Below are 18840 nucleotides of genomic sequence, written 5' to 3' on the forward strand. Positions count from 1 at the left end.
GCAACGGTCGGGGGCGAGGGTGGCGCGGTGGACGGGCCCGAAGGAGGGGGCGGTGAGGGTCAGGAAGACGCGAGGGTGTTCGCGAACGTTGTCGGGGACGGTCTTGCCGCCGGTGAGGCCGGCACGGACAAGGTGGAAGGTGTCCCCGGCATGGAGCCGTGAGCAGGCAGCACAGACGCTTGCGCGGCGGTTACGGCAACGGACCAGCAGGCGCTCACCGGGTTCGCTGCGAGTGTCGTAGTGGTGGAGGATCTCGCCAGTCGCCGCATTGCGGGTGGTGGTCTGGCCGGACAGGTGCACGGGGCGGGCACAGCCGCCGGTGGCGGTGATCTGTTCCAGCAGGCGAGGAAAGCCAGCTTGGTTGGCAAGGCGGATGACGTCGCGGTCGGCATCAGGGAGGGTGCGCAGGCGCGCCGCGGAATCGAGCGCGGCGCGCCGAACGCCCTCCGGGGTCATGTCGGCGGGAATGGTGGTGACCTTCCGGAGTGAGCCGCCGGAGCGGCGCAGTGGAGGAATGGTGGGCAGGGGGTGTCGTCCATAGGTGGGCCTTTCGGAATGGGGCCGGGCAGGGGGAACGGAGCCGCGTGAGGCTGACTCGGTAGCCGATCGCGGAAGGGCTCGAAGGCGCTTCAGGGCCTCGTAAGTGCCGATGTCGGCGGCCTGTCGGCGGCGTATCGGTGGGCCAATGCCCCAGGCACCGCGGCGGCCTCCCCATCCCCTGGGCGATCTTTGAAGTTCGCGACCCAGGTTCAGCGGATGGTGCCGGTTCCACGGCAGCAGCGACATCGGCGTCGGTGACCTGTGCGGGTACGGCGGTAGCGGTCGCCCTTGCAGACGGGGCAGCGCACGGGGCGCATGGGCATGGGTTGTGTTCTCCCTGGGCTAGGTGCGGGTGAAGCCGGAGAGGAACCAGTTCAGGAGACCGTTGACAGTGAAGATCACCGGGGTCTGTCCGATGTAGATGCCGAAGACGGTGATCAGTACGGCTTCCCACCAGCGCACATCGCGGGAGCGGACGAGCAGGACAGTGATCGCGCCGAAGACCAGGGCGAGCAGGAGCACGGACCCCTCATTGACTTCCATCGCGCCCCACCTCCAGGTCGTAGAGGGACTGACACAGGTCGAGAAGTTCGGGCGTGAGGTGGCCGTAGGTGGCAGCGATCTTGCGCGCTTCTTCGACCGTGGTCAGGTGCGAGCGGGCCCGGTCCCAGCCACCGTCTGTGCCGATGCACACGGCCACGCCCTTTTCGTCCGGCGTGATCGACTGAGCGACGGCCACCGCGTCCTTGTTGAGATCGCCCAAGGCCATCTCGGCAGTGGCGGGATCGTTGACCCGGTGACAGATCCGGCCGGCGAGCTGTGCGCGCAGGGAAGTCACGCCGGGGCCCAAGTCAGAGCCGACGCGTTGCCCGGCGACCACAAGGTGGATGCCCAGAGCCGCACCGAGCTGCGCGATCCGCAGCAGGAGCGTCGAGCACTTCTCCGCCTCGGTCTTGCTGTCCCTGGTGCCGTCAGAGAGGTAGAGCTCAGCGAGCTCATCGACCAGGACCACGATGGGGACCGGCCGGAACTTGTCCGGCAACTCCCAGATGGACCGGACGTTCTCCGTGCGGCACACCTCCATGCGCCTCCGCATTCGGATCACGAGCGCATGCAGGACGGCGACGGCTTCACGGCGGGATGTGGCCAGTGCCGACAACCGTCGGCTGAACAGACCCAGCTCCATTCCGCCCTTGCAGTCGATGCCCACCAGGGCCACGGGCTGGGGAGCGAACTGCACCACCAGGCGGGCAAGCAGGGTGGACTTCCCGGACTGAGTAGCGCCCACGACCAGCCAGTGGGGCACCTTTCGCAGGTCCATCACCCACGCCCCGCCACCTTCACAGATCCCCATCAGCGCCGACAGAAGAGTGGGGCTGACAGTGGCAAGGCCGGGGTGTAGGAGCGGGTCGCGAGCTGTAGCGGCCACGAGAACGAGACCGCGTTCGGGTGAGGTCACGCGGACCGCGTGCACCCGCCAGGCGTGTGCCAGGGCATCCGCCGCCTTGATGAACGGTGCTGGCGTCTGCCCCGGATGCAGCCGCACGACCAGGCTGAGGCCAGTACGGGTCGCTCGTGGGAAGGAGATGCGTGGTGCGACCGGGCGGAGCGCATCACCCTTGACAACCAAGTCACCGAGCAGTCCGCGGGAAGGTCGCGGGGAGACCGCGAGGTCATTGAGGATCGCGACCTTCCGCCAAGTCCGCACGACACGTAACGCGGTGAGGGGGAAGCCGGTGAGGTACCAGAACCACACCGGGTGCCGCTGCCGCAGGTGCGCGCCGGCGACGATCACCCAAGCGAGAACGGCGAGGAGAAAGGCAAGGATGACCGGCCCCATCAGGCACCGCCCGTCTTGCTTGCCGGGGCGCTCGCGGCCACAGGGGCGGCGGACGATGCGGGGGTTACGGCCGCCGCCCGGAAGGCGATGCCGTGACGGTCGCCCATGGCCCAGGCGAACGCCTCCAGTTCGGTCAACCGCACCTCGGTACCCTCGGTGATGCCCTTGGGCTCGCCGGGGACGGCGACTTCGATCACCGAGACCCGGCGACCTTCCTGACGCACCATGACCCCGACGGTGTAGATCGTGTTGCCGTCCCGGTCACGTTTCACCTCCTTGTTGTCGTCCAGGCCGGTCATCTTCGGCTCAGGGGCCACAGCGCACCGCAGTACGCCGAGGCGGGATGTGTCCACAGGGATGGACTGCATGGTCGGGCCTCCAAGGCCACTCAGAACGCCACCCCTGCACGGGATGACGTCACTCGTGCTGACGAGTTATGAGTGTGGAGCCCTGTTGGCCTTGAGCGCAAGCACTTATGCTGACGAGTGATGTCTCTCGTATGTCATCGCAGCTATATTGAGACGAAGGGTCCTCATATGTCGGAGATCAAGCGCCCGGGGGCGCTCTACCAGCAGGTGGCCGCCGCGATCCGGGACGCCATCCTCGCCGGGGAGTTTCCGCCCGGCGCCGCGCTCCCCTCGGAATCCCAGCTCATCGAGCGCTACAAGGTCTCCCGGCCCACCGTCCGCAACGCCATTTCCGCCCTTCGCTCGGAAGGGCTCATCGACGTGCAGCACGGCAAGGGCAGCTTCGTTCGCGCCCTTCCCACACCCACCATGACCATTGACCGGTCCGTGCACGGCGACGGCCAGGAGCTCACCACCGGTGACGAAGCCTCCTGGCTGCCCGCCGAGCAGCCGACCGTCTACCGCACGACCGCCAGTGCCACCACCGGCCCTCTGCTGGGACTGGCCGGGGGAGAAGCGCTCTTCGGCAGTGACTGGCTCCTGGTCGACCCCAAGTCCTCGGCACGTTGGATGCACCGCGTCCTCATCCCGTTCACCACCGCCGAAGGCACCCCGCTCGCCGACGAGCCCGGTCGTCGGCCCGCCGCCATCTACTCCATCCTCACCACAGCCGGCCACCATCTCCGCTGGACCGAGACTGTCACCGCCCGCATGCCCTTGCCCGACGAGCGCGCCGCGCTGGAGATCCCCGACGCGACACCGCTCCTCCACACCACCCGCGTCACCCACGGTGCCGACGACCAGCCGCTCCTCCTGGAAGAACTTCGCGTCAGCGCCGATCGCGCCCAGATCGCCTACCACATCACCGCAGAAGCCCCCGCCCGCGCACGCGCGTGAACCACCGGAGCAGGATCGGTCGAAATCTTCTTCACTTCCTCAAGGGCGCGCCGTTGGCGCGCCGGGCGGCCAGCGGCGCCCCGGCGGGCTGCGGCCTGTCGGCCGGTCCCGCCGAGCGCCCTGCCGCCCTCTCCAGTCCACCTTCGCGCATCCCGCCGATCAGCCCCGGTGGCATGGAGCAGCACCACTCCGCGGTTCACATGGCAGGTGAGACGCTGGCTCCCCCTATCTCCGTCGTACACGTCCAAGAGGCAGCAGCGGGGGGACGGGGGTGGCGCTCGGGCGGCCTCCAACGCTGCTGGGCGGCATGTGGCCGGGCGCCGTACTCCCGCCGTCACGGATGCGGGCGCGTGAGGAGATCGCACCCTTGGACGTGGCCGAGGGGGAGCGGGCTGCTGCCGCCCTGTGGCCAGGGCCGTCGTGGGCGCTCCGCTCAGCGCGCCACCGTGGCGGCTTAGCATCCGGCTGCCCCAAGGAGGGCTGGCAACACAGTGAGTCAACTCAGGCCCGCCGGATTAAGCGCGCCACCTCCCGTGCGGTCGCCGCCGGCCACAGCAACCGGACCACCCCCGAACCGTCCCCCCGAGTCTGCGCCGCGGTGGTCACACCTGATGTGTCCACCCCTGCCGAGTCAAGAGCTTCCAGCAAATCAGCGGCCGCGTACCGCGCTTCCCGCCAGCCACTCATGTAGTCGACGCCGCGCTCCCACATCACCGCGTCCGGGTCGAACTCCGCGTCCGCCATCTCGTAACCGCCGTTGCCCGCCCCGGACATGGTCACCCCTTCGATCGCTCTGTCTCATACTGGATCTTGCGGGCCACATCGCATGGGCACACGACGAGGGCCCCGGTACCATCGGCACCGGGGTCTTCGCGACTCCCAGCCGGATCACCTGCAAGCTGCCAGGCGGAGGGTGGTCCGGCCTATCTCTTCGGATGTTTCGGCGCGGTCCGGTTCCTCGTCAGGCTCACCGAGGAACCGGACCGCTGGCGGCGGATGGAGCAACCGCCGCCCCTTCCGCACGGTTGACGGCGAGCACCCGGGACGAGGGGGAATGGACAGTCCCTGCCCTGGGTGTTCTCGTGCGGAAGGGGTGAGAGGACGGGCGCTACAGCTCCCGGACAGCGCCCGCCCGGTCCATCACGAGCCGTCCACCATGGAGGCTCGCCAGTAGTAGGTCACGGTGTGCTCGTACGCCGTGTGCCGGGACAAGCCCGCATGCTTGAGCGCCCAGAGCTCCGCCTGCTCCACGTCCAGGAACGGCGTGGACCGCACGCCGCAGGCCACGCACATGGTGATGTGGCTCGGCGTCTCCTTAGTGGGAAGCCCTTCGAGCTTCCAGTCGACGAACCGGTAAACCGCGCGCGCCATCACTGACGCCCCCGACGAGACGATCGCCGCACCGATACGGGCTTCAAGGCATCCACTGTCTCGGCGGGGCCATCCTGATACACGACCACCAGCCCACGACGACCCTCACGAACCGCCTTCACCACCCGGCCGTGCACTACGTCCCCGGGCCGCAGCATGTACGCCAGCAGCCGCATCACGCGGCCCTCCCGCCCTGCGCGATGATGTCCGCCCACACGGACTTTCCGACCCCGGCCACACGGCTCACTCCCCACTGGTCCGACAGCTTGGACACCAAAGCGAGGCCACGACCGCCTTCACCGGTGCGCCGGCGGATCACAAACCGACGATCATCAGCGTCATCGACCTGTATGCGCACCCCGTTGGGATGCCGGAGGAAACGCGTCTCGATCTGCCCGCCCTGGGGGACGTGGGCGTGCACGACCGCGTTCGTGAACAGTTCGGAGAGCACCACGACGGCCCTGTCCTCCAAGGCTGTCAGGCCCCAGCGAGCCAGTGTTCTCCGCAAGTCGGCACGGGCCGTTCTGACACTGGACGGACGTGGTGGCCAGCGGCGTACCACTGTCCTCTGCTCCGTGGATACCGTTGTTTGCTCCATGTCCGTCAGCCTCGCGGTTGCGGAGCAACGCTCATAAGGCCCAGTGGTATACCCAAGGTGGGTAACATCACTGGGCGTACCACTGGCAGAACGAAGAGTGCAGGTCACCCGGACACGGAGCACCCGCATGTCTCAGCCTTCGCAAAGGCCCGAATTCCCGGTTCACTTGCTGTCCAGCCCGGCGATGATCGAGGCGTGCCGAGAGCGGGACTTCGCGCGAATCTTTACGTTGGCGCGGCGTGCCGGGATGCACAACTCCCTGATCGCCCGACTCTGCGACATGACCGCGAGCCGTGTCGGTGAAGTGATCTCCGGAACGCGGCAACTCAGGGACATGGCCGTGATCGAGCGGGTTTCGGATGGTCTGCGCATCCCCGGACACATGCTCGGATTGGCCCGCCGCGACTGGGAGTCCGCTTCAGCGGACCCTACGGCTCCCACCGTCGACATTGCTCCGGCGGCCAGTGGGCTCGTCCCCACCCTCCCTGGTGCCGACTTGGACAGCATTCTCGCCGTCGCCGCCGGCCCCAAGCTCAGCCCCTCCACCGTGCGAGCTCTCCACTCCTCCATCGAGGACTACTGGCGCCGCGACGACGAGCACGGAGGCGAAGTTCTCCGCCCAGCCGTCGTGGGACAACTCCGCTATGTCGTCGACCTGATCAAGGAGACAGGTGAGGGCGAGTACCGGCGCAATCTGTACGGGGTCGCCGCCGAGCTGGCCCGGCTCACGGGGTGGACATACTTCGACGCACGGCAGTACAGCCAGGCCCGTACGTATTTCACCGAGGCGCTCCACTTGGCGAAGGCGGTGGACGACCGCCCGTTCATGGCCAACGTGCTTGCCTGCATGAGCTTGCAGGCAACCTACGAGGAACGACCGGCTGACGCCGTGGCCCTCTCGACAGCCGCCCAGGACTGTGCCCGGCGCCAGGGCGCCACCCCCCGCGTCATGTCCATGCTCTCCATGCGCGAAGCGTTCGCCCACGCGTCCATGAGCAACCGATCAGCAGCGCACTCCGCTCTCGCCGAGGCGCACACCTGCTTCGAGCGAATCTCGGACCAGGACCCCGACCCCGCCTGGGTCAGCTACTTCGATGAAACCAAGCTCATCGTGGACACCGGTATTGCCCGCGGCCGGCTCGGGGAGGCAGAGGCCGCCGAGCCACTCGTCGAGGAAGCCCTGCGCCGCGAGCCTCGGGGCAACCACCGGGGACGCGCCTTCCACTCCTTCTGGCTCGCCCGCATCCAGTTGCAGCGAGGCAATCTCGATCAGGCGTGTGACACCGCCGCCAGCTCTCTCGAACTCGCCTCCGTCGTCGAGTCCGAGAGGGTCAGTGGGCACCTGCGAGAGTTCCACCAGCAGTTGGCGCCCTTCCGCAAGGAGCCCGCAGCCGTGGCATTCGAGACCCAGCTGCGGGCAACCCTACGGTGATCTCTCAGCGAATCGACTCGTCCATCAACACGTAGAGCACACCGACGAGAGAGCCGCTGCTCACGATTTCGCGGCGGTCGATCATGCCCCGTACCCGCTCCAGCGGAACCCACTCGATCCGGTCCGACTCGTTCTTCTCGGTCGGCGGGCCGACATGCGTGGCACCGTCCGCGCGGAATACATAGTGCTGCGAGTCCGTGATGCCGTTCGCGGGTTCGGCATAGATCAGAGGCTTCATCGGCCCCGGCCGCCAGCCGGTCTCCTCCTCCACCTCCCGTGCTGCGGCTGCTTCGGGAGACTCACCCTCCTCGATCAGCCCCATGGGAAGCTCCCACGCCCAGGCGTCCGTGATGAAACGGTGACGCCACATCATCAGGATCTCGCGTCGATCATTGACCACGGCCGCGACGGCCAGGTGCCGCATCCGTACGACGTGATGCTCCCAACGCCGCCCGTCCGGCTGCTCGACATCGACAAGGCACAGGTTCACCCATTGATTTGTGTAGATCTGTCGCTCACCGTGGGTCTTCCACTGCATGCGCGTAACCCCTCTCGCCGTCGCCCCTAGGATCTCAGAGGCGCGCGCGGGGAGAAGAGGCCCACGGCATCGCCGAGCTGCGCTAGCGACAGGCCGCGCCTCCCGCAGCGCCCCTCGGAAGATGACCGTTCCGCAGACACGACGGCGCCCCCTACCCCTCGACAAGGAGGTAGGGGGCGCGGCGCTTTCGGCGTGTTACGCCGCGACCGGCACCGGCTGCGGCTCGTCGTCGAGCTGCGAGCCGTCCGCAGTGTTGTACTTCTCGTGATTCAGGATTCCCTCACGCGCGGCCACGATCAACGTGCATACTGATTGGCCAGCAACGTTCGTGGCCGTCCGCATCATGTCGATGATGGGGTCGATGGCCAGCAGCAGGCCGACGCCCTCCAGGGGCAGGCCCAGCGTGGACAGCGTGAGGGTGAGCATCACCGTGGCGCCGGTGAGGCCCGCGGTCGCGGCCGAGCCGACCACCGAGACGAAGGCGATCAGCAGGTAGTGGCCGATCGACAGCTGGATGTCGAAGATCTCCGCGACGAAGATCGCGGCGATTGCCGGGTAGATCGCGGCGCAGCCGTCCATCTTGGTCGTGGCGCCGAACGGCACCGCGAAGGAGGCGTACTCCTTCGGAACGCCGAGGCGCTCGGTGACCTTCTGGGTGAGCGGCATCGTGCCGACCGAGGAGCGGGACACGAAGGCGAGCTGAATGGCCGGCCAGGCACCGCGGAAGAAGTGCACCGGGTTGAGCTTGGCGACCGTGGCGAGCAGCAGCGGGTAGACGCCGAAGAGGACCAGCGCGCAGCCGATGTAGATGTCGGCCGTGAACGTGGCGTACTTGCCGATCAGGTCCCAGCCGTACTTGTAGATCGCCTTGCCGATGAGGCCGAGGGTGCCGAGCGGCGCGAGCCGGATGACCCACCACAGGGCCTTCTGGAGCAGCTCCAGCACGGACTGGCTGAAGGTGAGGATCGGCTGCGCCTTGTCGCCGAGCTGCAGCGCGGCGATGCCGGCGACGGCGGCCATGAAGACGATCTGCAGGACGTTCAGCTCGGTGAACGGGGTGATGACGTCCTTGGGGATGATGCCCGTGAGGAAGTCCAGCCAGGAGCCCTGCGCCTTCGGCTTGGCGCCGTCCGCCGGGGTGAGGCCGGTGCCGGAGCCGGGGTTGGTCAGCAGGCCGATGACGAGGCCGATGCCGACCGCGATCAGCGACGTGATCATGAACCACAGCAGGGTGCGGGTGGCCAGCCGGGCCGCGTTGTTCACATTCCGCAGATTGGTGATCGACACCAGGATGGCGAAGAAGACCAGCGGGGCGACCGCCAGCTTGAGCAGCTGGACGAAGATGTCACCGATCTGGGAGAGCGTGGTCTGCAGCCAGCCGATGTCGCCGCTGCGGGCGATCCAGCCGAACAGCACACCGAGCACCAGACCCAGCAGGATCTGGGCCCAGAACGGCACCTTGGGTATGCGGAAGCCGCTGGCCTGCGGCTTTGCGGGGGTTTGGGTGGACACGGACACACTCCGGCGGGGTCACGACGCAAAAAAAGGGGGGACGGGGTGCGGCGGCCGTTCACGATCAGACGGCAGCGGCGCCTCTGCTGGTCGACTTGTCGATCAGACGCGGCAACAGGCCGCGGAGACACAGCGGCAGAGATCGACGTGCAGGCGCGCCACGAGCAGAGTGCTCATGGCGTTGCGGTGCGCGGCTGCTGTCGTCATGCCGAACACGTTAACACTTGAACTTTGAGGTGGCCAAAGGTTTCCTTTGGGTGCGGGTGCCCTCCGGGGCCCGTCGGCCGGTCCGCGATCCGGCGAGAACGCCAACACCCCGCCTCCGAGCGGTGCTCGGGGGCGGGGTGCGGGTACGGATGCGGGGCCCGGTGTGGCCAGCGTCACACGGGCGCCACTGCCTCGGGGGCGAGCCGTCGGCTCCGCGCGGCGCCTGCCGTCAGCCCCGCGCGGCGCCTGCCGTCAGCCCTGCGCGGCCTGCGTCGCGTCGTCCGCGCGGCCGTCCTCCTGGCCGCGGCTGGCCGCCAGCCGCTCCTTGGCCCGGTCGACCTTCACCGAGAGCTGCGCGGACATCGCGTCCCGCTGCTTGCGCAGCAGCACCCAGCTCAGCGGCGCGGAGAGCACCAGCGCCAGCAGCAGCACCCAGAAGAAGTTGGAGTCGTTGGCACCGATCGGCACGACGCCGACATAGGTGAGCCCCCAGACGGCGAGGAAGCAGCCGACGAAGATGCCCAGGCGCATCGCGGAGTAACGGAACGTGGCGCTCGTCTTGAGGGACACGACGGGTTCTTCCTTCGAGGTCGGGGGTCCGGGCGCAACCAGTGAAGCACGTCCCCTTTGCGATCAATCCACCGGATCGGCCGAGCGGCGCTCAGTCCAGCGGGAGGTACATCGTGATGTCGTCGCGGTAGTCGTCCTCGGCGACCTTGATCGCGTCCGGCACCCGCCCCACCTCCTTGTAGCCGCAGGAGGCGTAGAACCGCTCGGTGCCCATGCCGCCGCGCACGCCGAGCCGCAGCCCCCGCAGGCCCTCGGTGCCGCGGGCCGCCTCCTCCACGGCGGCCATCAGCTCGCGGCCGTGGCCGCGCCCCTGGAGGGAGGGGTGCACCATCACGGTGAAGACCCAGCACCAGTGGCGCATCAGCCGGTGACTGTTGGAGCTCAGGAACGCGGTCGCCACGACGGGCCCGTCCGCGCCGTCCCGGCCGACGATCAGCCGGCTGCGGCCCTCCACCAGCGCGACGAGCTGCCGTACGAACTCGGGCCGGATCTCGTCCATGGTCACGGGCGGCACGAAGCCGACGGCGCCGCCCGCGTTCGAGACGTCGAGCCACAGCTCGCACACCTCGTCGCGCAGCCGCGGGGTGATGTCGGGGTCCACGTCGAAGGTCAGTCCCATGGCCCGACCCTATCGACCGAGTAATGGTCAGTCCAGGGCTGCGGCCACTACACGAAGGTCCGAGACGAGGCCCGCGTACACGCTCTCCCGGTCGTCGGCGCGGAGTACGGCGGAGGGGTGGATCGTCGCCACCACCCGGTCGGCGCGCTCCTCGCCCTCGCCGTCCAGGGGCGGGCAGGGCAGCAGCACACCGCGCTGCCGGGTCACCCGGAACGAGGAGCCGAACAGCGCCTTGCCGGCCGTGGCGCCCAGCAGCACGATCAGCTCCGGGTCGACGGCCCGCAGCTCCGCCGCGAGCCAGGGCCTGCAGGCCGTCAGCTCCCGCAGGTCGGGCGCCTTGTGGATGCGGCGCTTGCCGCGCGCGGCCTGCTCGAACTTGAAGTGCTTGACGGCGTTGGTGACATAGGCCAGGTCCGGGTCGATGCCGGCCTCGGCGAGCGCCCGGTCCAGCACGTGGCCGGCCGGGCCGACGAACGGGTGCCCCTGGCGGTCCTCCTGGTCGCCCGGCTGCTCCCCCACGAGCATCACCCGGGCGTCGGCGCGCCCGGCTCCGAACACGGTCTGGGTGGCGTCGCGGTGGAGGGGGCAGCCCCGGCAGTCCGCCGCGGCGCGGCGCAGGGCGGTGAGGGAGGCGCCTGCCCGGCCGGGCAGGAAAGGGGTGGCGTCGTAGCTCTCGGCGGGGTCGGTCACACGGCCCGGGTACCCCGGGGAAACCGGCCCGCCACCCGATTCCCCCGTTTGCGCGGGCCGGCGCCGCCCGTGGCGCGGCGAACGGAGAGCGCGGCCCCCGCGCGACGAACCGCGGCCCCCGCGCCACGGGCGCGAGGGCCGACACGGCGAACCCGACCGGAGGTCAGACCCGCATGGGCTGCGGCGACTCCCGCCGCTCCGGGTCGGGCCCGGCGTACTCCCGGATGACCTCGTAGCGCGTGTTGCGCTCCACCGGGCGGAACCCGGCGTCGCGAATGAGCTCCAGCAGGTCGTCGCGGGTCAGCTTGTTCGGCGTGCCGAAGTTGTCCGCGTCATGCGTGATCTTGTACTCGACGACCGAGCCGTCCATGTCGTCCGCGCCGTACTGGAGTGCGAGCTGCGCGGTGGAGACACCGTGCATCACCCAGAACACCTTGACGTGCGGGACGTTGTCGAACAGCAGGCGCGAGACCGCGAAGGTCTTCAGCGCCTCCGCGCCGCTGGCCATCGTCGTCCGGGCCTGGAGCCGGTTGCGGATCTTGCCGTCCTTCATGTCCACGAAGTCGTGCTGGTAGCGCAGCGGGATGAAGACCTGGAAGCCGCCGGTCTCGTCCTGGAGCTCGCGCAGCCGCAGCACGTGGTCCACGCGGTGGCGCGGCTCCTCGATGTGCCCGTACAGCATCGTGCACGGGGTCTTGAGGCCCTTCTCGTGCGCGAGCCGGTGGATGCGCGACCAGTCCTCCCAGTGGGTGCGGTGGTCGACGATGTGCTGCCGCACCTCCCAGTCGAAGATCTCCGCGCCGCCGCCGGTGAGCGATTCGAGACCGGCGTCGATCAGCTCGTCGAGGATCTCGGAGGCGGAGAGCCCGGAGATGGTCTCGAAGTGGTGGATCTCGGTGGCGGTGAAGGCCTTGAGGGAGACCTGCGGAAGGGCCTCCTTGAGAGCCTTCAGGGACCGGGGGTAGTAGCGCCAGGGCAGCGTGGGGTGGAGGCCGTTGACGATGTGGAGCTCGGTGAGGTTCTCGTTCTCCATCGCCTTGGCGAGCCGAACGGCCTCCTCGATGCGCATGGTGTACGCGTCCTTCTCGCCCGGCTTGCGCTGGAACGAGCAGTACGCGCACGAGGCCGTGCACACATTGGTCATGTTGAGGTGCCGGTTGACGTTGAAGTGGACGACGTCACCGTTCTTGCGGGTGCGCACCTCGTGGGCGAGGCCGCCCAGCCAGGCCAGGTCGTCGGATTCGTAGAGGGCGATGCCGTCCTCGCGGGTGAGTCGCTCCCCGGCGTGGACCTTCTCCTCCAGCTCGCGCTTGAGCCCCGCGTCCATGCGCCCGCCTCCCATACGTCAACCAATCGGGCCTCCCCGAGCCTACGCCCCCCGTGGCGTCCCCCGAGGGGCGGCCCTCCCGGGGCACCCCTCGGACCGCCCCCGCGAGCGCCCCGGCCCGCCCCTCGGCTCACTCCTCGGGCAGCTCGCCGACCCGGTTCTCCCACTTCGTGGAGAGCACGATGGTCGTACGGGTGCGGGAGACGCCCTTGGTGCCCGAGAGGCGCCGGATGGTCTTCTCCAGGCCGTCCACGTCGCTGGCCCGCACCTTGAGCATGTACGAGTCGTCGCCCGCGATGAACCAGCAGTCCTCGATCTCGGCGAGGTCGCGCAGCCGCTGGGCCACCTCCTCGTGGTCCACGGCGTCGGAGAGCGAGATCCCGATGAGGGCGGTGACGCCGAGGCCGAGCGAGGCGGCGTCGACGGTCGCGCGGTAACCGGTGATCACACCGGCCGCCTCCAGGCGGTTGATCCGGTCGGTGACGCTCGGGCCGGAGAGCCCGACCAGCCGTCCCAGCTCCGCGTATGAGGCCCTGCCGTTCTCCCGCAGGGCCTGGATGAGCTGCCTGTCCACCGCGTCCATAGCCTGGCGCCTTCCATTGTTCTGCAATATCGAGCGTTTACGTATAGAATCTAAGGCACAGAGGCCCTGATGCCCTATGAATCTTTCAGATGATCAAAGACGATCCGTCAGGAGATGAACCACACCGTGTACACGATCGAGGTCGCCTACGCCCGCATGCGCGAGCTTCAGGAGCTGGCGGACCGTTCGCGTCACCACAAGCCGGCCACGCGCACCGGTCTGCGCGCCATGGTCCGTCCGTTCCGCGCCAGGCGGAGCGCCCCGGGCGCCTAGTCACGCCCGGTCATCGGGTCACTCGGGCACGGGCCACCCGGTCGTCCGGTCACTCGGCCGCCCGGTCGTCGCCCCGCGGCCGCGCCGGACCGGCCCCACCTCCCAGTTCTCCCTCCCACCTGCGGTAGAGCTTGTGCGGCACCCCCGCCGCGTCGAGCACCCGCCCCGCGACGAAGTCCACCAGATCCTGGATGTGCGTCGCACCCGCGTAGAACGCCGGCGAGGCGGGCACCACCACGGCGCCCGCCGCGTCGAGCTCCACCAGCGCCTTGAGCGTCTGGCCGCTCAGCGGCGCCTCCCGCACCGCGACGACCAACGGGCGGCGCTCCTTGAGCGTCACGCTCGCGGTGCGCTGCAACAGGTCCTTCGACAGCCCGAGCGCCACCCCGGACACGCACGCCGTGCTGGCCGGGACGATCAGCATGCCCTTGGCCGGGTACGAGCCGGACGAGGGCCCGGCGGCCAGGTCCCCGGCCGACCAGTGCCGCACCCCGGACAGGTCCGGCAGCACCGGCTCGAAGCGGTCGGGGGTGCCGTCCGCGCCGCGCGCCAGCCAGGCGCGCAGGTCCGCGCGCCAGTGGGCGTCCCGGAAGGGCAGCCCGGTCTCGTCCAGGAGGGTGAGCCGGGACGCCCGGCTCACCACCAGGTCCACCGCCTCGCCCGCGTGCAGCAGGGCCCGCAGCACGGCGGCGGCGTACGGCGTGCCGGACGCGCCGGAGACGCCGACCACCCAGGGGCGGCGCTGTCCGGTGCTGTCGTTCACTGTCTGTCGCGGCGGCTCCACGCCTTGAGCCTAGCCGGAGGCGGGGACGGGGAACGGGGCAAGGGGGCCCGGCCGGCACCCGGTGGCGGGAGCGCCCGCACGGGCCGCCCGTACGGGGGCTTGGCATGCACCGTCCGAGTGATCCCGTAGTCTCGCCTGGCCAGTACAACAACGGGTGGATGGAACAAGTGGTCGATTACAACAAGCCCGGCTCCGGCGACGGACAGCAGGGCGGGATACCTCAGCAGCCTTCGTACGGCCCCGGCGCGTACCCGAGCGGACAGGCGCCGTACCCCGGTGCCCCGCAGCAGCCCGGCGCGTACCCGGGTGCCCCCGGCGCCCAGCCCGGCGGTTACCCGGGCGGCCCGGCCGGCGCGTACCCCGGCGCCCCCGGCGCCCAGCCCGGCTACGGCTACCCCGGCGGGCCGACCCCGTACCCGGCGGGCGCGGCCCCCTACGGCGCCGGCCCGGGCGGCTACCCGCCGCCGATGCCGCCGCAGGGCTCGCAGGCGATGTGGGCGCACCTGGGCGCGCTGCTCACGATGATCGTCGGCGGCAGCATGTGCTGCGGCCTGGGTTACATCCTGGGCTGGATCGCCCCGCTCATCGTGCGGAACAACGCCCCGAACGACCCCTACGTCCGCCATCACGCGAGCCAGGGCATCAACTTCGGCATCACCCAGGCGATCATGGCGGTGCTCGCGTTCATCGCGTACATCGTCACCGTCGCGGTGGGGGTGAGCACCAGCGACGGCGACGACGCCGGCGCGTTCCCCGTGGTCATCCTGATCGTCATGGGCCTGTTCGTCGTCTACGGCATCTGCTCGATGGTCTTCGCCGTCATCGGCACGATCAAGGCGAACAAGGGCGAGATGTGGTCCTACCCGAAGGCCTTCGCCTTCCCCTTCACCAAGCCGTAAGCCCCGTAAGCGACGGGCAGTCCTGATACGGGCGCGGGCCCTCAGAGGCTCAGCCCCCGCACCAGCAGGTCCAGCAGCGCGCAGACGAAGAGCGCTATCCCGATGAAGCCGTTGACGGTGAAGAACGCCCGGTTGAGGCGGGACAGGTCGTGCGGCCGGACGATCGAGTGCTCGTAGAGGAACGCCACCGCCACGATCAGCAGGCCGACCCAGAAGAACGCCCCCGCGTCGGTGGCGAGCGCGTACCAGCCCAGCAGCAGCGTGGTGACGAGGTGACAGGCCCGCGCCCCGTGGAGCGCGGCCGGGACGCCGAACCGCGCCGGCACCGACAGCACCCCGTGCGCGCGGTCCGCCCGCACGTCCTGACAGGCGAAGATCAGGTCGAAGCCGCCGATCCAGACGCCGACCGCCAGGCCCAGGATCACCGCGTCCCAGGACCAGCTGCCGGTCACCGCCAGCCAGGCGCCCACCGGCCCGATCGCCTGGGCCAGCCCCAGGATGGCGTGCGGGTAGTTGGTGAACCGCTTGCCGTAGGGATAGACCACCATCGGGATCACGGCCAGCGGCGCCAGCGCCAGGCACAGCGGGTTCAGCAGCGCGGCGGCGCCCAGGAAGAACACCACCGCGATCAGCGCGCCGGTCCAGGCCGAGCGCACCGACACCGCCCCGGTGACCAGCTCGCGGCCGGCCGTGCGCGGGTTACGGGCGTCGATCTCGCGGTCGATGATGCGGTTGCACGCCATCGCGAAGGTGCGCAGGCCCACCATCGCCACGGTCACCAGCAGCAGCTCCCACCAGTGGATGCTCCGGTCCTCCTGGAACATCGCGGTGAGGGAGGCGATATAGGCGAACGGCAGGGCGAACACGGAGTGCTCGATCATCACCAGCCGCAGAAAGGCCGGCACGCCCCGCCGCGCGCGGGGGGCGGGCCCCTGGCCGCTGCCCGGTCCGACGATTCCCTCGGCTGTCGACATCACAGGGCGCGTTCCGGTTCGTCTCCGCGGACGCGGGGGTGCCCCGCGCCGCCGTTCGTGGTTGCCGGCCCGCTCGTCACAGCCCGTACTCCTTCCAGCGCTTGGACACCCGCTCGGCGGTCTCCGGGTCGGAGACGACCATGTTCGGCCAGCCGCCGTCGCGGGTGTAGCCCTCCTCGGGCAGCTTCCTCGTGGCGTCGATGCCCGCCTTGCCTCCCCAGAACTGCTGGTACGAGGCGTGGTCGAGGTGGTCGACCGGGCCCTCCACCACGGTGAGGTCGCGGGCGTAGTCGGTGTTGCCCAGCGCGCGCCAGGCCACCTCGTGCAGGTCGTGGACGTCGCAGTCCGCGTCCACGACCACGATCAGCTTGGTCAGCGACATCATGTGCGCGCCCCAGATGGCGTGCATGACCTTCTGCGCGTGCTTCGGGTACTTCTTGTCGATGGAGACGATCGCGCAGTTGTGGAAGCCGCCCGCCTCGGGGAGGTGGTAGTCCACGATGTCCGGGACGATGATCTTCAGCAGGGGCAGGAAGAACCGCTCGGTGGCGCGCCCCAGCGGGCCGTCCTCCGTCGGCGGCCGGCCCACGACGATCGACTGGAGCAGCGGCCGGCGGCGCATCGTCACACAGTCGATGGTGAGCGCCGGGAAGTCCTCCTGCGGGGTGTAGAACCCCGTGTGGTCGCCGAACGGCCCCTCGGGCAGCATCTCGCCCGGCTCCAGCCAGCCCTCCAGCACCACCTCGGCGTTGGCCGGCACCTGGAGCGGCACCGTCTTGCAGTCCACCATCTCGATCCGCTTGCCCTGCACGAAGCCGGCGAACAGGTACTCGTCGATGTCGCCGGGCAGCGGGGCGGTGGAGGCGTACGTCACCGCCGGCGGGCAGCCGAAGGCGATGGCGACCGGCAGCCGCTCCCCGCGCTTGGCGGCCACCTGGTAGTGGTTGCGGCTGTCCTTGTGGATCTGCCAGTGCATGCCGATGGTGCGCCGGTCGTGGCGCTGGAGGCGGTAGAGCCCGAGGTTGCGCACCCCGGTCTCGGGGTGCTTGGTGTGGGTCAGCCCCAGGTTGAAGAAGGAGCCGCCGTCCTCGGGCCAGGTGAACAGCGCGGGCAGCGCGTCCAGGTCCACGTCGTCGCCGGTGAGGACCACCTCCTGCACGGGGGCGTCCTTCACCTTGCGCGGCGGCACGTGCGCCATGCTGCCGAGCTTGCCGAACGCCTCGCGCATGCCGACGAAGCCGCTGGGCAGCTCCGGCTTCAGCAGCCCGCCGATCTTCTCGCTGATCTCGTCGTACGAGCGCAGCCCGAGCGCCTTCAGCAGCCGCCGGTCGGTGCCGAAGACGTTCATCGCCAGCGGCATCGCCGAGCCCTTGACGTTCTCGAAGAGCAGCGCGGGGCCGCCGGCCTTGTTCACCCGGTCGACGATCTCGCCGATCTCCAGATACGGGTCGACTTCGGCCTTGATGCGCTTGAGGTCGCCGTCGCGCTCCAGCGCCCGGAGGAACGAGCGAAGATCGTCGTAAGCCATACGCCCCAGTATCTGCCATCGCCGGTCGCCACTTGCCACCGGGCGCCCCGGAACACCGGCACGCCCACCGCCCACGGCGTCTACCCTGGACGGGTACCGGGGCCGTCCTCGGCCCGCCGCCGCCGTCAGGGGGAACGCACCCACCATGCTCAGGTATCTGCCCTTCCTGCTGGTCCTGGCGTTGTGGATCTACGCGTTCATCGACTGCCTGAACACCCCCGAGGACCAGGTGCGCAAGCTCCCCAAGGGGGCCTGGGTGCTCATCATCGTGCTCTTCGGCTATGTGCTGTTCGGCTCGCTCGCGTGGCTGCTCGCCGGCCGCCCGCGCCGCACCGAGGGCGCCGCGCCCGGCTCGTACGGCGGTGGCCGGCGCACGCGCTGGGTCGCCCCGGACGACAACCCGGACTTCCTGCGTTCGCTGAACCGCGACCGCGACCCGGGCCCGGCCGGGAAGCCCGACGCGGGCACCGGCGGGGGTGCCGGCGGGACCGGCGGCGCGGCGGAGGGCGAGAAGGACCGCGAGCGCCCGCGCGGGCGCGACGACGACCGCGGCCAGGGCGGCGGCGCCGCCCCGGAGGGCGGCCGGCCCTGAGCCGCCCCTGAGCCGCTCCCGAGCGAGGCACGGCCGGCCCCGAGCCCGTTGGGGCGTCGGCCGGCCCTGAGCGCTCGCGGCGGCGGCCGGCGCCGGGCTCTCAGCGCGCGCCGAGCGTCTCGTACCGCCCGTAGAGCTCCCGCCAGCGCTCCAGGGACCAGGTGTCCCAGTCCATGGGCCGGCCGTCCAGGGCCTCGGCGAGGAACTCGAAGTGCTGGTGCCAGCCGGCGAGGCAGCTCAGCCGCTCCTCGTCCGGGCCCGTCATCTCGTTGGTGAAGCGCAGCAGCGTGCCGGCCTCGGTCACCGGGTCGGGCTCCAGCTCGAAGCGGACCCGGCCGTGCACGGAGACGCTGTACTCCGCCAGGCGGGGCGGCTCCCAGGCGGTGATCGTGCCGGTCACCACGGTGTGGCGGCCGCGGTCGTCCGTGGTGAGCCAGCGGAGGGTGACGGCCCCGCCGATCCGGGGCTCGAAGGCGTCCGCGACGGCGAGCCAGCCGGGCAGCCCCTCGGGCGTGGCGACGGCCTCCCAGACGTCCTCCATGGTGTGCGGCAGGCGCAGCTCGTAGCGGAGGCGGTGGGTGTCGGTGGAGAGGGTCCGGCTGGTGCCGTAGCCGATGGAGGCGGTCATGCGACCAGCCTCGCCCCGCCGGGCGGGGCGC

At 70.0% G+C, this 18840-nt stretch carries 23 protein-coding genes; 5 read left to right on the forward strand and 18 right to left on the reverse strand.

Going from position 1 to position 18840, the window contains the following annotated elements:
- From ACSNOD_RS09095 to ACSNOD_RS09110, 4 genes are all read right to left on the reverse strand, one after another.
- Positions 1 to 456 (reverse strand): replication initiator (locus ACSNOD_RS09095; protein ID WP_436766282.1); only part of this gene is annotated, 456 nt, incomplete at its 3' end.
- Positions 457 to 882: 426 nt separating this feature from the next.
- The gene (locus ACSNOD_RS09100; protein WP_436766283.1) at positions 883 to 1083 is read right to left on the reverse strand and encodes a hypothetical protein; all 201 of its coding nucleotides are present in this window, start codon (positions 1081 to 1083) and stop codon (positions 883 to 885) included.
- Positions 1070 to 2380 (reverse strand): FtsK/SpoIIIE domain-containing protein, encoded by a 1311-nt coding sequence (locus tag ACSNOD_RS09105; protein WP_436766284.1) that lies wholly within the window; start codon positions 2378 to 2380, stop codon positions 1070 to 1072. Before ACSNOD_RS09105 ends, ACSNOD_RS09100 begins: the two co-directional genes overlap by 14 nt.
- The gene (locus tag ACSNOD_RS09110) at positions 2380 to 2748 is read right to left on the reverse strand and encodes an SCO3933 family regulatory protein (protein ID WP_436766285.1); all 369 of its coding nucleotides are present in this window, start codon (positions 2746 to 2748) and stop codon (positions 2380 to 2382) included. The genes ACSNOD_RS09105 and ACSNOD_RS09110 overlap by 1 nt, the downstream gene beginning before the upstream one ends.
- A gap of 168 nt (positions 2749 to 2916) precedes the next feature.
- Here ACSNOD_RS09110 and ACSNOD_RS09115 point away from each other — a divergent pair, with 168 nt between their 5' ends.
- The gene (locus ACSNOD_RS09115) at positions 2917 to 3684 is read left to right on the forward strand and encodes a GntR family transcriptional regulator (RefSeq protein WP_436766286.1); all 768 of its coding nucleotides are present in this window, start codon (positions 2917 to 2919) and stop codon (positions 3682 to 3684) included.
- Between the two features lie 501 nt (positions 3685 to 4185).
- On the opposite strand, the gene ACSNOD_RS09120 is transcribed toward ACSNOD_RS09115, so the two are convergent.
- The 3 genes from ACSNOD_RS09120 to ACSNOD_RS09130 form a co-directional block, all read right to left on the reverse strand.
- Positions 4186 to 4458: a hypothetical protein gene (locus ACSNOD_RS09120; protein WP_436766287.1), complete on the reverse strand. Its 273-nt coding sequence runs from the start codon at positions 4456 to 4458 to the stop codon at positions 4186 to 4188.
- A gap of 366 nt (positions 4459 to 4824) precedes the next feature.
- On the reverse strand, positions 4825 to 5055 hold the full coding sequence (locus tag ACSNOD_RS09125) for a DUF7848 domain-containing protein (RefSeq protein WP_436766288.1): 231 nt from the start codon (positions 5053 to 5055) through the stop codon (positions 4825 to 4827).
- 175 nt (positions 5056 to 5230) lie between these two features.
- Positions 5231 to 5782, reverse strand: a complete 552-nt coding sequence (locus ACSNOD_RS09130; RefSeq protein ID WP_436766289.1) for an ATP-binding protein — start codon at positions 5780 to 5782, stop codon at positions 5231 to 5233.
- Here ACSNOD_RS09130 and ACSNOD_RS09135 point away from each other — a divergent pair.
- Positions 5781 to 7085 carry a hypothetical protein gene (locus ACSNOD_RS09135; protein ID WP_436766290.1) on the forward strand — a complete coding sequence of 435 codons (1305 nt, stop codon included), beginning with the start codon at positions 5781 to 5783 and terminating at the stop codon, positions 7083 to 7085. The two genes, ACSNOD_RS09130 and ACSNOD_RS09135, sit on opposite strands and share 2 nt — an antisense overlap.
- Positions 7086 to 7089: 4 nt before the next feature.
- Here ACSNOD_RS09135 and ACSNOD_RS09140 read toward each other — a convergent pair whose 3' ends face one another.
- The 7 genes from ACSNOD_RS09140 to ACSNOD_RS09170 all read right to left on the reverse strand — a co-directional run bounded on the left by ACSNOD_RS09140 (position 7090) and on the right by ACSNOD_RS09170 (position 13131).
- Positions 7090 to 7623, reverse strand: coding sequence for an NUDIX domain-containing protein (locus ACSNOD_RS09140; protein WP_436766291.1), 534 nt, complete (start codon positions 7621 to 7623; stop codon positions 7090 to 7092).
- A 195-nt stretch (positions 7624 to 7818) separates the two neighbouring features.
- Positions 7819 to 9135 (reverse strand): dicarboxylate/amino acid:cation symporter, encoded by a 1317-nt coding sequence (locus ACSNOD_RS09145; RefSeq protein WP_436766292.1) that lies wholly within the window; start codon positions 9133 to 9135, stop codon positions 7819 to 7821.
- 459 nt (positions 9136 to 9594) lie between these two features.
- A complete protein-coding gene (locus ACSNOD_RS09150) occupies positions 9595 to 9912 on the reverse strand; it encodes a DUF4229 domain-containing protein (RefSeq protein ID WP_436766293.1) in 318 nt (105 codons plus the stop codon).
- A 91-nt stretch (positions 9913 to 10003) separates the two neighbouring features.
- Positions 10004 to 10531 carry an N-acetyltransferase family protein gene (locus tag ACSNOD_RS09155; RefSeq protein ID WP_436766294.1) on the reverse strand — a complete coding sequence of 176 codons (528 nt, stop codon included), beginning with the start codon at positions 10529 to 10531 and terminating at the stop codon, positions 10004 to 10006.
- 27 nt (positions 10532 to 10558) lie between these two features.
- Positions 10559 to 11221, reverse strand: coding sequence for a UdgX family uracil-DNA binding protein (locus tag ACSNOD_RS09160; RefSeq protein WP_436766295.1), 663 nt, complete (start codon positions 11219 to 11221; stop codon positions 10559 to 10561).
- Between the two features lie 163 nt (positions 11222 to 11384).
- Positions 11385 to 12548, reverse strand: a complete 1164-nt coding sequence (gene mqnE / locus ACSNOD_RS09165) for an aminofutalosine synthase MqnE (RefSeq protein ID WP_436766296.1) — start codon at positions 12546 to 12548, stop codon at positions 11385 to 11387.
- Positions 12549 to 12678: 130 nt separating this feature from the next.
- On the reverse strand, positions 12679 to 13131 hold the full coding sequence (locus ACSNOD_RS09170) for an Lrp/AsnC family transcriptional regulator (RefSeq protein WP_436766297.1): 453 nt from the start codon (positions 13129 to 13131) through the stop codon (positions 12679 to 12681).
- 114 nt (positions 13132 to 13245) lie between these two features.
- Here ACSNOD_RS09170 and ACSNOD_RS09175 point away from each other — a divergent pair, with 114 nt between their 5' ends.
- Positions 13246 to 13404: a hypothetical protein gene (locus ACSNOD_RS09175; RefSeq protein WP_436766298.1), complete on the forward strand. Its 159-nt coding sequence runs from the start codon at positions 13246 to 13248 to the stop codon at positions 13402 to 13404.
- A 49-nt stretch (positions 13405 to 13453) separates the two neighbouring features.
- Here the strand turns inward: ACSNOD_RS09175 and ACSNOD_RS09180 are convergent, their stop codons facing one another.
- Positions 13454 to 14188 carry a UbiX family flavin prenyltransferase gene (locus tag ACSNOD_RS09180; RefSeq protein ID WP_436766299.1) on the reverse strand — a complete coding sequence of 245 codons (735 nt, stop codon included), beginning with the start codon at positions 14186 to 14188 and terminating at the stop codon, positions 13454 to 13456.
- Positions 14189 to 14346: 158 nt separating this feature from the next.
- Here ACSNOD_RS09180 and ACSNOD_RS09185 point away from each other — a divergent pair, with 158 nt between their 5' ends.
- Positions 14347 to 15087, forward strand: coding sequence for a DUF4870 domain-containing protein (locus ACSNOD_RS09185; protein WP_436766300.1), 741 nt, complete (start codon positions 14347 to 14349; stop codon positions 15085 to 15087).
- A 41-nt stretch (positions 15088 to 15128) separates the two neighbouring features.
- On the opposite strand, the gene mqnP is transcribed toward ACSNOD_RS09185, so the two are convergent.
- Complete coding sequence (gene mqnP / locus ACSNOD_RS09190; RefSeq protein WP_436766301.1) at positions 15129 to 16061, reverse strand: menaquinone biosynthesis prenyltransferase MqnP; 933 nt, start codon at positions 16059 to 16061, stop codon at positions 15129 to 15131.
- 76 nt (positions 16062 to 16137) lie between these two features.
- A complete protein-coding gene (locus ACSNOD_RS09195; protein WP_436766302.1) occupies positions 16138 to 17589 on the reverse strand; it encodes a menaquinone biosynthesis decarboxylase in 1452 nt (483 codons plus the stop codon).
- A 145-nt stretch (positions 17590 to 17734) separates the two neighbouring features.
- Between ACSNOD_RS09195 and ACSNOD_RS09200 the strand changes: the two genes are divergently transcribed.
- Positions 17735 to 18181 carry a PLDc N-terminal domain-containing protein gene (locus ACSNOD_RS09200; RefSeq protein ID WP_436766303.1) on the forward strand — a complete coding sequence of 149 codons (447 nt, stop codon included), beginning with the start codon at positions 17735 to 17737 and terminating at the stop codon, positions 18179 to 18181.
- 100 nt (positions 18182 to 18281) lie between these two features.
- Here ACSNOD_RS09200 and ACSNOD_RS09205 read toward each other — a convergent pair whose 3' ends face one another.
- Positions 18282 to 18809, reverse strand: a complete 528-nt coding sequence (locus ACSNOD_RS09205; protein WP_436766304.1) for an SRPBCC domain-containing protein — start codon at positions 18807 to 18809, stop codon at positions 18282 to 18284.
- Positions 18810 to 18840 lie beyond the last annotated feature (31 nt).

Source organism: Streptomyces sp. URMC 123 (assembly GCF_051386515.1).
In the GTDB taxonomy this organism is placed as follows: Bacteria; Actinomycetota; Actinomycetes; order Streptomycetales; family Streptomycetaceae; genus Streptomyces.